14 protein-coding genes and 1 pseudogene are annotated in these 14,015 nt (G+C 66.1%); 8 read left to right on the top strand and 7 right to left on the bottom strand.

What is annotated here, in order from left to right; genetic code table 11:
• Positions 1 to 27 precede the first annotated feature (27 nt).
• From LLW23_RS14850 to LLW23_RS14835, 4 genes are read right to left on the bottom strand one after another with little or no spacing between them, the layout of a single operon-like run.
• The gene (locus LLW23_RS14850; protein ID WP_228946273.1) at positions 28 to 456 is read right to left on the bottom strand and encodes a chemotaxis protein CheW; all 429 of its coding nucleotides are present in this window, start codon (positions 454 to 456) and stop codon (positions 28 to 30) included.
• Positions 453 to 2,738: a chemotaxis protein CheA gene (locus tag LLW23_RS14845; RefSeq protein ID WP_228946272.1), complete on the bottom strand. Its 2,286-nt coding sequence runs from the start codon at positions 2,736 to 2,738 to the stop codon at positions 453 to 455. The genes LLW23_RS14850 and LLW23_RS14845 overlap by 4 nt, the downstream gene beginning before the upstream one ends.
• 39 nt (positions 2,739 to 2,777) lie before the next feature.
• Positions 2,778 to 3,422, bottom strand: a complete 645-nt coding sequence (locus LLW23_RS14840; RefSeq protein WP_228946271.1) for a histidine phosphotransferase family protein — start codon at positions 3,420 to 3,422, stop codon at positions 2,778 to 2,780.
• A gap of 24 nt (positions 3,423 to 3,446) precedes the next feature.
• Complete coding sequence (locus LLW23_RS14835) at positions 3,447 to 3,857, bottom strand: M67 family metallopeptidase (RefSeq protein WP_228946270.1); 411 nt, start codon at positions 3,855 to 3,857, stop codon at positions 3,447 to 3,449.
• 12 nt (positions 3,858 to 3,869) lie between these two features.
• On the opposite strand from LLW23_RS14835, the gene LLW23_RS14830 reads away from it, so the two are divergent.
• The 5 genes from LLW23_RS14830 (at position 3,870) to LLW23_RS14810 (ending at position 7,711) form a co-directional block, all read left to right on the top strand.
• Entirely contained in the window at positions 3,870 to 4,817 is a 948-nt protein-coding gene (locus LLW23_RS14830; RefSeq protein WP_228946269.1) for an RluA family pseudouridine synthase, read from the top strand.
• Between the two features lie 57 nt (positions 4,818 to 4,874).
• Positions 4,875 to 5,774: an RNA polymerase sigma factor RpoH gene (gene rpoH, locus LLW23_RS14825; protein ID WP_228946268.1), complete on the top strand. Its 900-nt coding sequence runs from the start codon at positions 4,875 to 4,877 to the stop codon at positions 5,772 to 5,774.
• A 70-nt stretch (positions 5,775 to 5,844) separates the two neighbouring features.
• Positions 5,845 to 6,600 (top strand): hypothetical protein, encoded by a 756-nt coding sequence (locus LLW23_RS14820; protein ID WP_228946267.1) that lies wholly within the window; start codon positions 5,845 to 5,847, stop codon positions 6,598 to 6,600.
• Between the two features lie 54 nt (positions 6,601 to 6,654).
• The gene (locus tag LLW23_RS14815) at positions 6,655 to 7,461 is read left to right on the top strand and encodes a sulfotransferase family 2 domain-containing protein (protein WP_228946266.1); all 807 of its coding nucleotides are present in this window, start codon (positions 6,655 to 6,657) and stop codon (positions 7,459 to 7,461) included.
• Between the two features lie 76 nt (positions 7,462 to 7,537).
• Positions 7,538 to 7,711: a hypothetical protein gene (locus LLW23_RS14810; RefSeq protein WP_228946265.1), complete on the top strand. Its 174-nt coding sequence runs from the start codon at positions 7,538 to 7,540 to the stop codon at positions 7,709 to 7,711.
• 16 nt (positions 7,712 to 7,727) lie between these two features.
• On the opposite strand, the gene LLW23_RS14805 is transcribed toward LLW23_RS14810, so the two are convergent.
• Positions 7,728 to 10,991, bottom strand: a complete 3,264-nt coding sequence (locus LLW23_RS14805; RefSeq protein ID WP_228946264.1) for a glycosyltransferase — start codon at positions 10,989 to 10,991, stop codon at positions 7,728 to 7,730.
• Positions 10,992 to 10,999: 8 nt separating this feature from the next.
• Here LLW23_RS14805 and LLW23_RS14800 point away from each other — a divergent pair.
• The 3 genes and pseudogenes from LLW23_RS14800 to LLW23_RS14790 all read left to right on the top strand — a co-directional run.
• Positions 11,000 to 11,404: pseudogene (locus LLW23_RS14800) on the top strand (CBS domain-containing protein); the annotation flags it as partial.
• Between the two features lie 31 nt (positions 11,405 to 11,435).
• Complete coding sequence (gene kdsB, locus LLW23_RS14795; protein ID WP_228946262.1) at positions 11,436 to 12,242, top strand: 3-deoxy-manno-octulosonate cytidylyltransferase; 807 nt, start codon at positions 11,436 to 11,438, stop codon at positions 12,240 to 12,242.
• On the top strand, positions 12,239 to 12,793 hold the full coding sequence (locus tag LLW23_RS14790; protein WP_228946261.1) for a histidine phosphatase family protein: 555 nt from the start codon (positions 12,239 to 12,241) through the stop codon (positions 12,791 to 12,793). Before kdsB ends, LLW23_RS14790 begins: the two co-directional genes overlap by 4 nt.
• A 109-nt stretch (positions 12,794 to 12,902) precedes the next feature.
• On the opposite strand, the gene kdsA is transcribed toward LLW23_RS14790, so the two are convergent.
• Positions 12,903 to 13,721 carry a 3-deoxy-8-phosphooctulonate synthase gene (kdsA, locus tag LLW23_RS14785; protein ID WP_228946260.1) on the bottom strand — a complete coding sequence of 273 codons (819 nt, stop codon included), beginning with the start codon at positions 13,719 to 13,721 and terminating at the stop codon, positions 12,903 to 12,905.
• Positions 13,718 to 14,011, bottom strand: a complete 294-nt coding sequence (locus tag LLW23_RS14780; RefSeq protein ID WP_228946259.1) for a hypothetical protein — start codon at positions 14,009 to 14,011, stop codon at positions 13,718 to 13,720. Before LLW23_RS14780 ends, kdsA begins: the two co-directional genes overlap by 4 nt.
• Between the last annotated feature and the right edge of the window lie 4 nt (positions 14,012 to 14,015).

Here is a 14,015-nt window from a genome sequence, read left to right as displayed (position 1 = left end):
CCTGCACCGCGAAGGGTAAGGACCGCGTTAATCGATCGTAGTCAGTGACCCGACCAGCGCCGACAGATCGATCACGAGCAGCGGCTCGCCGTCACGCTCGGCGGCGCCGGTAACCAGTGCGCCCCAGCGTGGGCCAAGTGCCAGGCCGCTCGGAACCGGCTCCACCGCCAGCGGCGCCACGTCCTCGAGCGAATCGACGAGAACCGCATGATAATGCCCGTCGACGACGGTCAGGATCGCACGGCTCGCAACCTCCGGCCCGGGCTGGAGTCCAAGCACATGCCAAGTGTCGACCACCGTCACGACCCGGCTGCGCAACGCGGCAAGCCCGCGGACCGCCGGATGCGCACGCGGCGCCGCGACGATCGCCGGGATACCGACGACCGATTCGACCGCCTCGCACGGCACCGCGATGCCGCGGCCGCCGACATGCGCCAGCAGATGCAATCCGCTCATCGGCCCACTCCCATACCGAGCGCGCGCGCCAGCGTTTCCGGATCCAGCTGCGGCCGGCCGGTAGTGGCGTCCCGCGCAAGCCGCACGATCCCGCTGCCGTGATCGGCCGTATCCTCGGTCGAAAGCGTCACCGCCGCGCTCTCGCCGGGCGCAAGCGTGCGGGCGACACGATACCCGGCCGCCTCGACCGTCGGACGCAGGAATGCTTCCATCCAGATCGTGTCGGTGCCCTGCAGCAGGCAGATTGGCCGCGCACCGACGGCGACTAGCGTGACACCCAGCAGGCGCAATGGCTCGACCAGCTCGACCGGCTCGCCTTCGATCACTGCAATGCCCGTCACTAGGCCGGCGCCATCCACCGGCAGGATTTCGTTATCGATAGTGATGATGTCGAGCGCACGCCGGATGAGATAGCCGACGGGGCCGTCCGTCTGATCGATCAGCAGCATCGAGAGGTCGCCCCGCTCGGCGATCGGCGCGTCGCCGGGTAGCAGCGCGACGATGCCGGCGCGCGCCGTCACCCACCAGCGTCCTCCGGCCTGCCGCAACGACGCCGCGGGCACCGTCTCGATCCGATCGATCCTGCTCAGCGCGACCGCGCGACGCTGGCCATCCAGGCCCTCGAACAGCAAGACGGCAGGGCCTTCCGGCACAACCTCCGCCTCCTCGGGCTCAAATGTCACGACGCGCTCGAATGCGATGCCGGCCACCGCCGCGATTCCGGCGCAGTCCAGCAGCAGCAGCGGGTGCCCGGTGTCGGGCAGCATCTGCCCGGCATAGATTCCCGCCATCATCACCGCCGGCGCGACCGGTTTCACCACCAGTTCCTGCGTATCGATCACCGCGTCGACGCCAAGCGCGAACATGCCGCCCGGCAAGTTGACGATCATCAGCATCGGGCCGATCCCCTCGCCCGCCCCCAGCATTTCGCCGAGCGAGACGAGCGGCAGGCGCCGGCCGCGCACCGTCGCGAGCATCGTATCGCCCACCTTGTCGATCCGCACCGCCGCCGAATTAGCCGCGATGATTTCCTCCACCGCCTGGCGCGGCACGGCATAGCTGTCGGCGCCAACTTCGATCACCACCGCGGACAGGATGGCCAGCGTAAGCGGCACCTCGATCGTGGTGGTGAGGCCGCGCCCGGGTACATTGTCGAGGCGGATCGATCCGCCGATCTGCTCCACGTTGGTGCGCACCACGTCCATTCCGACGCCGCGACCCGACAGCGCGGTAACTTCATCGCGTGTCGACAGGCCGGGCTCGAACACCAGTGCGAGGCGCGCTTGCTCGTCGAGCGCGCTGAGTTCGGCGGCACGCGTCGGCTCCTGCACCATGCGACGTTCGACCAGCCGCAGGGTATCGACCCCACGGCCATCATCGACGATCTCGACGATGATGCGATTGCCCGACTGCCGCGCCACGATGGCGAGCCGCCCAGTCTCGGGTTTGCCGGCATGACGACGCTCCTCGGGCGTTTCGATCCCATGGTCGATCGCGTTGCGAACAATGTGCATGAGCGGATCGCGCAGCAGCTCGACCATCTCGCGGTCGAGTTCGACATCGGCGCCCTCGATCGACAGCGCGACCTTCTTGTCCAACGCTGCGGCTGTATCACGCACCAGGCGCGGCACGGCGGAGAACAGCGAATCGATCGCCTGCATCCGCGTCCGCGTCACGGTATCGCGCAGCTCCGACACGGTCAGCGACAGCCGGTCGATCGCGGACTCGAGCGACAGGTCGCCCGTCTCGCGCAGGCGGCGGGCGAGCTCGTTGCGCGCCAGCACCATTTCCGACACGCCGTTCATCATGCGATCGAGCAGATCGACCGACAGGCGAATGCTGCGCGCAGGCGCGCGTGGCGCGCTTGCGGCCGACGACGCAGTCGTGACGGGAGCCGCAGTTGGCGCGGGTGCGGCCTCGCCATCGAGCGCCGCGAGCAGCAGATCCTCCGCCGAATCGTCGAGCGGGGCGCCCGCGTCGATCGCCTCGACGATCTCGCCGATCCGGTCGACAATCGCTAGCACGGCATTCACCAGCCGCGTGTCGGGCGCCCGCTCGCCCGAGCGTACGCTTTGCAGCACGTCCTCGGCGGCATGGCTCAGCCGGGCGAGCCGCGGCAGATCAAGAAAACCGCAGCTGCCTTTCACGGTGTGGACAAAGCGGAAGATCGAATCGAGCCGCGCCCGATCCGACGGATCGGCCTCCCAGGCGACGATCTCGCCCGACAGCGCGGCGAGCGTCTCGCGCGTTTCCGCGATGAATTCCTGCAGCAGATCGTCCATGGCCGGCGTGCTGTGCGCCCAAGCCGGTAAAGAGCGCGTTTACTGCGCGCGCATCGCCGCACCGAAAAGGAGCACATTGTCTGCCGGTGCGCTCACCAGCACCTTGCCGTCCGCGCCTGACACCATTTGATGCACCAGGAACGCCGCGGCCGCCCGCGGTGTCACAGCATCGCCCGCGACCCCATCGACCAAGGTCGCGCGCAGTTCCTCGTCGAGCACGATGCGCGGGCCTTCCGCCTTCAGCACGATCTCGATCGCGCCGTCGTTCGCCTCGCCGCCGATATCGAGCGTGCCGCCGCGAACCAGTGCGTCGCCCGCAATCATCGCGAGGTTCAGCAGCACCTTGATCGCCGTCTTGGGCAGGAACTGCTCCTCGACCATCCAGTTGATCGTCAGCCGCTTCGTTTCGCCGAACAGACCCTCGATCGCCTGCTGCGCCTCGCGAGAATCGACCGATTCACCAAAGCCACCGGCAGCGCCGAACGCGAGGCGGAAGAACTTGAGCTTGGCCGCCGAGGTGCGCGCGCTTTCCGCCAGCAACTCCATGCAGCGCTCGCGCATTGCGGGATCAGTCTCGTCGGCGAGCAGCTCCAGCCCGTTGTTCAGCGCCCCGATCGGCGAAAGCAAATCGTGGCACAGGCGAGAACAGAGCAGGCTCGCGAAATCAACGGGATCGATGGTCATCGGCGTTCCATGAAGCAGCCGAGTCTAGCGTGCAATGGCGAGGGTAACCGGATCGAAGCGCCCGTGCACCGCTCCATCGCTCACTGCTCGCCAGGCGGCGACGACATCACCTGCGACGATCAGCCAGAACGTGCCGTCCGGGGCAGCGTCGGCAGCATCGGTCGCGGACGGCAAAACCACGCCAGACGGGTGCGAATGATAATGGCCAAGAACCTGCGGACCGCCCGCCCTAACCCCGCGCAACGCGGCGAACAGCGCCACCGGATCGAGCTCGAACCGCGTGGCGGGCATGGAATGTACGTTGCGACATGGCCGCACCTCCGTCACGATGCCATCGCACCCCAACAGAAGCCCACAAACCTCGTCGCGCGACGCGCTCGCTTCAGCGACGATCCGCTCGACCAGCAAACTTGAAATTTGGAGCGTACTATCCATATAAGTCACCTAATGGACCGGGGGGTTTCCGTCATTCAAGCGACGATCGCAGCGGCAGCCGATGGTTGGCGGCTCGATCGTGCCCTGGCCGATGCCGTGCCGACGCTGTCGCGCGAGCGATTGAAGGTGTTGATCAACGCCGGACAGGTCGATCGCGACGGCGTCGCGGTACGCGATCCGGCGAAGCGCGCAGCGGCGGGCGAGGTATTCGCAGTCGCTGTCCCAGATCCCATCCCGGCGCACAACGAAGCGCAGGATATCCCGCTGGTGGTCGCGTTCGAGGACGATCATCTCATCGTGATCGACAAGCCCGCGGGCCTCGTCGTTCACCCGGCGGCAGGCAATTTCGATGGTACGCTCGTCAATGCGCTGCTGCATCATTGCGGCGGCTCGCTGTCGGGAATCGGCGGGGTCGCCCGGCCGGGTATCGTTCACCGTATCGATAAGGGCACGTCCGGCCTAATGGTGGCGGCGAAAACCGACCGCGCCCACGAGGGGCTCGCCAAGCAGTTCGCCAATCACTCGATCGACCGGCGCTACAAGGCAATCGTCGGCGGCCGGCCGATGCCGCCCGATGGCGCAGTAGACGCCCCGCTCGCCCGCTCTCCGAGCAACCGCAAGAAGGTGGCGATCGTCGCCGGCGGCAAGCGCGCGGTGACGCATTACCGTACCGAACATCGGCTGCGCGAGGCCGCACTGGTGGAATGCCGGCTCGAAACCGGGCGTACGCACCAGGTGCGCGTCCACATGGCGTCGATCGGCCATCCCTTGCTGGGTGACCCCGTCTATGGTAGAACAAAACAGGCTCATAAGCGTGATCTTGATGAACTTTCATTCCGCCGTCAGGCGCTCCACGCCGCGCGGCTCGGGTTCATTCATCCCGTGACAAGTATCGCTTTGTCGTTCGATAGTGCGATGCCTGCAGACATGCAGGAACTGTTCAGTCAACTCGACGTATAACGTGGAAGCGCTTCGCTGCAGTGCGGCAAGCGGGCTCCGGAAAGGGAGAAAATTATTATGGCTAGCGGCAACCTCCCGGCGACAATCCCGGCGCTCGGCGGCGAGCAAAGCCTCAATCGATACCTCGCCGAGATCAAGAAATTCCCGATCCTGGCGCCCGAGCAGGAATATATGCTCGCCAAGCGTTTTCAAGAACATGGCGATACCGAAGCGGCAGCGCAGCTCGTCACCAGCCATCTCCGCCTCGTCGCGAAGATTGCCATGGGCTACCGCGGCTATGGCCTGCCGGTGTCCGAGCTGATCAGCGAAGGCAACATCGGCCTGATGCAGGGCGTGAAGAAGTTCGAGCCCGATCGCGGGTTCCGACTCGCAACCTATGCGATGTGGTGGATCCGCGCCTCGATCCAGGAATTCATCCTGCGTTCGTGGAGCCTCGTGAAAATGGGCACCACCGCGTCACAGAAGAAGCTGTTCTTCAACCTGCGTCGCATGAAGGCCCGGCTCGATGCGTTCGAAGACGGCGATCTCAAGCCCGAGCATCTGACGAAGATCGCGACCGATCTCGGCGTTACCGAGGCCGATGTCACCAGCATGAACCGTCGCATGGCGATGGGCGGCGATACGTCGCTCAATGTCTCGATGCGTGAGGACGGTGAGGGTCAGTGGCAGGATTGGCTGCAGGACGATTCGCCGTTGCAGGATCAGGTCGTCGCCGAGGCGCAGGAAGCTGACGTCCGGCACGGCATGCTCGTAAGCGCGATGGACGATCTCAATGATCGCGAGAAGCATATCCTGACGGAACGTCGCCTGACCGACGATCCCAAGACGCTCGAGGAACTCAGCCAAGTCTATGGCGTCAGTCGCGAGCGCGTCCGCCAGATCGAGGTGCGCGCATTTGAAAAGCTGCAAAAGGCGATGATGAAGATCGCCGGCGAGAAGCGCTTACTTACCGCCTGATCATTCGGGGCAAGTGGTTGCAAGCCCCGTCATTCCTCGCCATCGCGGCGGCGGAACGGCGGGGCTTGGCATGTGGAATGATATCAAGCGGCTCTATGCCGATAGCTGGGCCTTTGCGGTCGCGCTTCCCATCCTCTTCTCTATCCCCGTCCTGATCGAATTCGCACAGCATGTCGTCGAGATCGACATCGGGATGTATCGGCACGGCGTCAGTGGAGTCGCGATGGATCAGCGACGCCTGACGTTCGGCTGCGCCAAGACGCTCGCGATGATCCTGCCGGGCTATTGGTTCGTCCGTTACATGGCGTGGGATCGCAATGCCGAAAGGGCGAAGCGGATCGAACGGCCCGCCGCGACGCTGTTCGGTATCCAGTTCGCGCTTCACGCCGTGACACAATGGATCGGCCTGTTCGGCCCTCCGATCGGCGTGCTGCTCGGCCTCGACGCGCGGCTAGCGCAATATGTGGGCCTCGCTTTTGCAATCGGGGTGGGCGTGATCGGTATGTATCTCACGGCCTGGTTCGTCGCCTGGCCGTTGGGCAATGCGCGGATCGGCCCGCTTCGTTCCTTCGCCGTCATGGCTGGCAGCTTCTGGCGTGCGGTTGGCTACACGCTTGCCGGCTCGGTGCCGCTGATGCTGCTGCACTATGCGCTCGGCTATGGCGCGATCGGGCGACCGGATTGGCTGGTCTGGCTCATGATGTTGCTCGACGCATTGGTCGTCGGCTTTCTCGCGTTGACCGCCGCTGGCGGCGGCTATCTCGCGGCTAGCCGCGCAGCGGAGCGCAACGGCATCCCGCTTGAAGGAGCCGCCGCCAGCCGTTGAGCCACGGGAGTTGCTGCGGCATAGCCCCGCTTCAGCAAATGAGGAGCAGCCGGCGTGGCGTTTGGCAATATCACGAAAGGCCTTGCGCCCTTCTTCGCGAACGAGCGCTTCACGGAGGAACTGTGCATCTTCATCCACGTGCCGAAGACTGCGGGCTCGTCGCTATCCGCGGAGCTCGCCCGGATGCGCCGGCCGTACCGCAACATCCATCGCCAGTATTTCTACGGCGAGACGGTCACATTCACGCGGATCGAGGACGAGATCGCCGCGGTGATCGACGATGGCACGATCGCAGCGGCGCGTTCGTGCTCGGGGCACTTCACCTGGGACATGGCTGCCCCGATCCGCACCGCCCGGCCCGATGCGCGCGCCTTCACTTTCCTGCGCGATCCGATCCAACGCGTCATTTCCGACTATCGCTATTCGCGCACGCCATCCCACCCGACCTACGCACAGACGATCGCGCGCTTCCCGACGATCGAGCATTATATTGAGGCACCCGAGACACAGAATAAAATGGCGCGCTTCCTGATGCCGAATGACGTCGTCACCTCTGATCAGATCAACGCCTTCATCGGCAGCAACTACGCCTTTGTCGGCCTGCTCGAAAACTATGCCCTGTCGTTCAACATCCTCTCGCGACTGCTGGGCACGAACCTGCTCCCGTCCGAGCACAAGCGAGCGACCGAGGACACGGAGGACAATCACGTGGACGTCACCCCGGACCTCCACGCTGCGATCGCAAAGTACAATCAGCGCGACGTGGCATTGTACGAGATTGCGCGGGCGAACCTCGCGACAGTGGCCGGTGAATGGAGCGCGCTGATGGCGGCCGAACCGCCACCCGCCGCGCGCGGGTAACGCCCTCAACTTTCAAAACCGACGCAACTGATCTAAGCCTATACTCGACCCTCGGCGCAACCGGACAATCGAGACAATGAACGCAGCACGTTTCGACTTCACGTCCGACTACATGATCTTCTTCGGCGCAATGCTGTTCGTGCTCATCATCATCGCCGTGGCGATGGAGCGCGCCTCACCGCGCCGACAGCAGCGCCGCAAGATCCGGCGCACGACTGGCGACGCTACGGCGGGCGACCTGATCGACTGAGCGCGCTCGTGCGTGCTCAGACGAACCAATCCCCCCGCCCGGCCGATGGCGTGAGATCGAGCATGTCGCGGCGCAGGCGCGGCGGCAGCGCCGGATCGTCCGCCAGCCAATCCTGCCAGCGGCTGAGGAACAGCGCGAGCTGCTCGCCCGGCGGCACCGTATCGCCACGCGACTTCTTCTCCGAATGGATCAACTCGGCCGCTGGATTGTAGACGATCCTGAGGCCGAGCTGACGGATCTTCAGGCACAGGTCGACATCGTTGAACTCCAGGCTGAAGCGCTCGTCGACGCCGCCGACCGCTTCAAGCACGCTGCGCCGCGTCGCGATCAGTGCCCCGGTGATCATCGAGACCTCACGCTGAGTCATCGCCCAGTCCTGATAGGTCGGTGCGCCCGGCCGCCGGCCAAGCCAGGCGTGAACGCTGGTGCCGAGCACGCCGCCATAGATGCCGGCATGCTGGATCGTGCCATCATCGTAAAGCAGCCGCGGCCCGACCGCGCCGACGTCGCGATCCATCGCGAAGCCGGCGAGCGCCGCCACCCATCCGCTATCGAGCGCGACCACATCGTCGTTGGTGATCATGACGAGATCGCTCTCCGCCGCGCGCCACAGCGTGTTGACCTTGGCGGCGAAGTTGAACGGCACATGCGGTTCGCGCAGCGTTTCGATGCGGCGCAGCGTGAACGGCCAGTCGCCGTGCTCCCACTCGGGCCTGCCGGCGATATCATCGGCGACGATCACGGTGAGGCGATGCGCCGGCCAGTCAGCCGTCGCAATGCTGGCGAGCAGCCGCTCGATATAGGTTCCGTCGCCGTCCTCGATCGCGGTGCGGCGCGTCGGCACGCAGATCGTGACCTGCGGGCGATCGTCGCCGAACCGTGCTGCGAGCTGCAGCGTATTCGCCGCAGGCCCGCTCGACACGTCATAGCCGGCGTACAGCGGAGAATTTTCGATCAGCGCGCGACGCGCATCCGCCGGTGCGATCGGGCGCTCGCCCGGCTGCACCAAAAGTACCTCAGGAATGCGCCCGATCGACATGCCGCGTTCGGCCGCACGCAACACAAGATCGTAAAGCCCCGCCTCGCCGAGATCCTCGTTTACGCCGCCCAGTTCGTGGAGCGCGGAGCCGCGGACGAACAGCGGCGCGCCGATATAATCCTGTGCGGCGAACAGCGTTTGGTCGAATTGCGGCTTCAGGCGGATCTGATCGAGCAGCGTCGCTTCGCCAAACGCCGCGTCGTCGGCGTAGAATAGCGACACGTCGGGGCGCGGCGTCGCGTGGCGTTCGAAGATGCGGCGGGTGAGGGGATGGACGCCGCCGTTTTCGGGGACGAACATTGCCCAAACTTCTCGATCATCATCCACAGACGCTAGTGCGTTTGTTGTTGGAACGAGCGAGCCGGCCTTGAGCGGGACGACCTTCAGGATCGCGCCGGGGTCGAAAGCCGAGAGCGGCGTCCCGGTCGCGCCTTCCTCGATCCGCGGGGGCGCGCGGCGGATGTCGGTGGTGTCGGTGAGGACGGCGTCGAGACTTTTGGCGACCGTCGCGCCGACCGCCGCGATCGACAGCATCTGCGCGATCCGATCGCGCGCGGCCTCCCCGATCGACGTGTCGCCAGCGTCGATGCGCGCCGCCGCGGTGCTCAGCGCATCGGCCAGCGCGGCCTCGTCGACCTTCGCCCAGGTGCCGCCCTTGGTGTAATGCCCATGATCCTCAGCGAGCGTCCACGACGTAGCGCGCACGGGGAATCCACAGCTATCGTCGAGGAATTGCGTCGTTCCGCTATAATCGGTCGCGACGACGACGCGGCCCGCAGCCATCGCCTCGGCCACCGTCAGCCCAAACCCTTCGGCGCAATGCGGCGAGACGTAGATGTCGCACGCGGCGACCAAATCAGAGAGTTCACGGCTGCTGAGCGAGCGATCAAGCAAGATCACGCCATCGGTTTCGCCCGCCAGCGCAGCGAGCGCCTCGCCGTCGCCCGCGCGGTCCATCAGATGCTTGGTCTTGAGCACCAGCGACCAACCCTGCTCCGCCAGCTTGCTCGCGCCGAAAGCACGGATCAGCGCCGCTGGGTTTTTGCGCACGAGATAGCTCGCGCCGTCGAACACGTAGAGGAACAGGCGGCGCTCGCTCGGCAGCCCAAGCGCCTCGCGGATCGGCGCGCGGTTGCTTGCCATGTCGACCTCGACCGGCACGACATGCGGCACCACGTCGACCGGCGCTTCGTCCTGCGCCTCGTACAGTGCGGCATTGTAGCCGCTCGGCGCCCAGATGCGGTCGACCGACGAGAAGTCGCGCCGCCACGCCTTGGGCAGATGCTCCATCTCCCACACCCAATAGCCGATGCGGCGCCGCGCGCGGCCGATCTCGCTGCGCTGCTCGTCGGTTAGGAGATGCCAGGAATCGGGGTTGAGATGAACGATCGCGATATCCGCCGCCCCGTCGAAGTCGATCACGTCGTGCGGCGGGGTCAGCGGCTTGTGAACATGGAACGGCTTGTGGATCGGGTGCAGGTTCAGCCGGACGCCGGCGGCGCGAATGCCGGCGATGATCCCGCGGCTCGCCGAGCCCAGGCCATTGTCGTAGTTCCACGGGCCGTAGAAGGCGACCTTGTACGGCTTGCGCGGCGGCTCCTCGTCCTTCAGCCGCGACGTGAGCGGGCGGGCAAGCAAGGGGTAGCTGGGCTCGGGCAGCGGCTCGTCGGTGCGACAGGCGAGAGTCGCGTCGAGCAGATCCTGGTCGAACCCGGCGCGCTTGAGCGCCTTGTCCATCCCGTCGGTATCGATATGCGGGAAACGGCCACGCACGAGCAGCAGCTTCACGAACGGATAGCCGGCGACAAGCAGCCGCTTCCACGAGAAGAGCGTTGGTTTACGCGCTTCATCGACCTTGAACAGCGCTGCAGCGGTATAGCCCGAGGCGCACAGCCGCTGCGTCAGCGGCACTTCGAATTCGTTGATCAGATCGTCCTTGTCGGGGATCACGCGCACCGAATTGACGAAGATCTGAAAGGCGTAAGACGACAGCACCGCGGCGTTGGCGCGCAGGAAATAGCTCTGCATGTGCCAGCCGCGCTCGAGCGACTCGGTCAGCCCGACCAGATCGGCCGGGTTGGCACGCGCCGCTGCGATCACGTCGCCGAACTGTTTTGGATCGCTTGGGCCGAAGATGCTGTCGTTGATGATGTACAGCGCGTCCGCACCGTACAGCGCCGGTTCGAGCCGCAGCAGATGCGCCCAGGCGCCGAAATCATAGCCCCGATTCTCGCGCACCATGGCGCACGCATCCCAATGGCCGGCTGGGTGCCCGGCTGCTCAAGGTGCGCGACCTGATGGCGCGGGGGCCGGACATTCCGCGCGTGACACCCGAGGCAACGCTGCTCGACGCGACGATCGAGATGACGCGCACGCGGCTTGGCGGAACGGCGGTCGTCGATGCCGAGGGGAAGCTGATCGGCGCCTTCACCGATGGCGATCTGCGGCGCACGGTGACGAGCAACGGCAATCTTTCGAACACCGTCAGCCAGTTCATGACAGCGCCCCCGACATACATCGGCCCGGCTGAGCTGGCGTCAGAGGCGGTGCGGCGGATGCATGAACGCAACATCCTGCTGCTGTTCGTGTGCGATGGCGATCGGTTGGTCGGCGCGGTCCATATGCACGACGTGCTGCGCGCTGGCGTCGTCTGAGCCTGGCGCCGGCGTCGAACGAGGTGCGGCGATGAGCCTGCTCGTCGTCATCCCCGCACGCGGACCTTCGACTCGGTTGCCGATGAAGCCGCTGCGGGAAATTGCCGGTGTCAGTCTGCTCCACCGGACTATCGCCTTTGCGCGCCGCGCGCTGGCCGAGATCGACGCTACGCTGGTGGTCGCGACCGACGATCCGCGAATTGCTGCGCATGCCGAGGCGGCGGGGTGCGCCGCGGTGATGACCGATCCGGCGATCGCTTCCGGCTCGGGGCGCGCGCTCGCCGCCGCGCGGCTGCAAGCGGAGGCGCCCGCGATCATTGTCAATCTGCAGGGTGATGCACCGTTTCAGCCGGCCGACGCGCTGACCGCCGTGGTCGCCGCTCTGCGCGACGGCGATATGGATGTAGCGACCCCTGTCGTGCAGCTGTCGTGGGACACGCTGGATGCGTTCCGCGCGCACAAATGGGCAGCCCCGTTCAGCGGCACGACGTGCGTGCGCGCCGCCGATGGCCGCGCCTTGTGGTTCTCCAAGACGATCCTGCCGGCGCTTCGCGACGAGTCCGCAATGCGCCGCGCTGGCCTCCCCTGCCCCGTGTGGCGGCATGTCGGGCTTTACGGCTACCGCCGCGCCGCGCTCGAAGCGTTCGAGGCGGCGCCGCCGACCGAACTCGAACAGCTGGAGGGGCTGGAGCAATTGCGGCTGCTTGAACTCGGGCTGCGGATCGCTGCGGTTGAGGTCGCGCCGGCTGTGTTCGACATGTCGGGGATCGACACCGAAGTGGATATCGCCCGCGCCGAGGCGCTGATCGCGGCGCACGGCGACCCGCATTGCGCATGAGGGCGATCATCGTGCGCCACGGCAACACCTTTGCGCCGGGCGAGCCGCCGCGCCGGATCGGCGCCCGCACCGATCTCGCACTGGTCAAGTGTGGACGGGAACAGGCGCGCGCGCTAGCGGACAATTTTGCCAGCGTACGCTTCGATCGATGCCTGACCTCGCCGCTTCTTCGCACGCGCAAGACCGCGGCGATCGTCGTGCCGTATCTGGTCGCAGAGTCTGCCGCATGGCTGCGCGAGATCGATCATGGGTCGGACGAGGGGCAAACCGAAGAAGCCGTGACCGCCCGGATCGGGGCAGAAGCGCTTGCGGCGTGGGAAGGCGATGCCGTCCCGCCGCCGGGCTGGATCGTCAATGCGGCCGAGCGGATCGCGGCGTGGCGCGGGTTCTTCGAGGGCTCGGAAGGCACCGTGCTGCTGGTCACGAGCAACGGCGCAGCGCGCTTCGCGCTGATAGCGTTAGGTGCGAAGCCGGCGAAGCTCCGCACCGGCGCTTTTGGCGAAGTGATCGATCATCAAGTCATTGCTTGGAACGAGAGACCGCCGGCGTAGCTCGTACCCCGGCGAAGGCCGGGGCCCAGTTGCGAGCGGCCCGTTGCTGGCCCCCGGCCTTCGCCGGGGTATAGGGTGGAGCGCCCCGGCGAATCGAGGCACACCCGCCTCACCCCTCCTTCACCACCGCATCGATCCGCCGCAAATCCTCAAGCAATCTCGGCAGCCATTCCAGCGGCAGCATCACAGGGCCGTCCGACGGCGCTTGATCCGGATCGTCGTGCGCCTCCGCGAACACCGCTGCCACCCCGACCGCCACCGCCCCGCGCGCCAGCGGCGGGGCGAAGCGACGGTCCCCACCGGAGGAGCCCCCCATTCCGCCCGGCGCCTGCACCGAATGCGTCGCGTCATACATCACCGGATAGCCCGTCTCCGCCATGATCGGCAGCGCGCGCAGATCGCTGACGAGCATGTTGTAGCCGAAGCTCGCGCCGCGATCGGTGAGGATGATCCGTTCGTTGCCGGTCGAGGCGATCTTTGCCGCCACCGCCGCCATGTCCCACGGCGCGAGGAACTGGCCCTTCTTCACGTTCACCGCCGCCCCGGTGCGTCCCGCCGCGAGCAGCAGGTCGGTCTGGCGTGACAGGAACGCCGGGATCTGGAGGATATCCACCGCGTCGGCGGTCGGGGCTGCTTGCTCGGGTGCGTGGATATCGGTCAGCACCGGGCAGCCGATCGCGGCCCGCACGTCGGCGAGCACGCGCAGCCCCTCGTCGATCCCCACCCCGCGCCGTCCGCCGATCGACGTGCGGTTCGCCTTGTCGAACGAGGATTTGAACACGAACGGCACGCCCGCCGCCCGCGCCATCGCGGCGATCGCCTCGGCCAGCCGCAGCGCATGATCGCGGCTTTCGATCTGGCACGGGCCGCTCACCAGCACGAACGGCAGATCGTTGCCGAACGTCACCCCACCAACGCTCACAATCATCTTGGTGCCTTCACGAAACGGCGCAGCAACTGCCCGCGCCACGGCCAGCGGCCGGAATGATAGTTCCAGAAGAACCAGCCGAACAACAGGCACGTCACATAGGATGGCAATGCCATCGGATCGCCCTGCGCGCGCATCGTGCGGTAGAAATCGCGGTCGACGGCCCAGCGTTGTCGCTCGGTTCCGCCTCCGGCAATGCCATAAAGATTATCATGCCGGCGGCAGCCGATGTTACGATTGTATTTGCGGTGGTCGAGGAAGACGCAGTAATTCCGTTCCCGCTCGGCCATCCGA

This window comes from Sphingomonas radiodurans (assembly GCF_020866845.1).
GTDB lineage: Bacteria > Pseudomonadota > Alphaproteobacteria > Sphingomonadales > Sphingomonadaceae > Sphingomonas > Sphingomonas radiodurans.
The sequence above is the reverse complement of the archived record's forward strand: the minus strand, read 5'-3'. Positions and strand labels throughout refer to the sequence as shown.

Coding starts and splice junctions, on each gene's coding strand:
- LLW23_RS14850 (WP_228946273.1), bottom strand. CDS start 456: ATGAGCGGATTGCATCTGCTGGCGCATGTCGGCGGCCGCGGCATCGCG.
- LLW23_RS14845 (WP_228946272.1), bottom strand. CDS start 2,738: ATGGACGATCTGCTGCAGGAATTCATCGCGGAAACGCGCGAGACGCTC.
- LLW23_RS14840 (WP_228946271.1), bottom strand. CDS start 3,422: ATGACCATCGATCCCGTTGATTTCGCGAGCCTGCTCTGTTCTCGCCTG.
- LLW23_RS14835 (WP_228946270.1), bottom strand. CDS start 3,857: ATGGATAGTACGCTCCAAATTTCAAGTTTGCTGGTCGAGCGGATCGTC.
- LLW23_RS14830 (WP_228946269.1), top strand. CDS start 3,870: ATGGACCGGGGGGTTTCCGTCATTCAAGCGACGATCGCAGCGGCAGCC.
- rpoH (WP_228946268.1), top strand. CDS start 4,875: ATGGCTAGCGGCAACCTCCCGGCGACAATCCCGGCGCTCGGCGGCGAG.
- LLW23_RS14820 (WP_228946267.1), top strand. CDS start 5,845: ATGTGGAATGATATCAAGCGGCTCTATGCCGATAGCTGGGCCTTTGCG.
- LLW23_RS14810 (WP_228946265.1), top strand. CDS start 7,538: ATGAACGCAGCACGTTTCGACTTCACGTCCGACTACATGATCTTCTTC.
- LLW23_RS14805 (WP_228946264.1), bottom strand. CDS start 10,991: ATGGTGCGCGAGAATCGGGGCTATGATTTCGGCGCCTGGGCGCATCTG.
- kdsB (WP_228946262.1), top strand. CDS start 11,436: ATGAGCCTGCTCGTCGTCATCCCCGCACGCGGACCTTCGACTCGGTTG.
- LLW23_RS14790 (WP_228946261.1), top strand. CDS start 12,239: ATGAGGGCGATCATCGTGCGCCACGGCAACACCTTTGCGCCGGGCGAG.
- kdsA (WP_228946260.1), bottom strand. CDS start 13,721: ATGATTGTGAGCGTTGGTGGGGTGACGTTCGGCAACGATCTGCCGTTC.
- LLW23_RS14780 (WP_228946259.1), bottom strand. CDS start 14,011: ATGGCCGAGCGGGAACGGAATTACTGCGTCTTCCTCGACCACCGCAAA.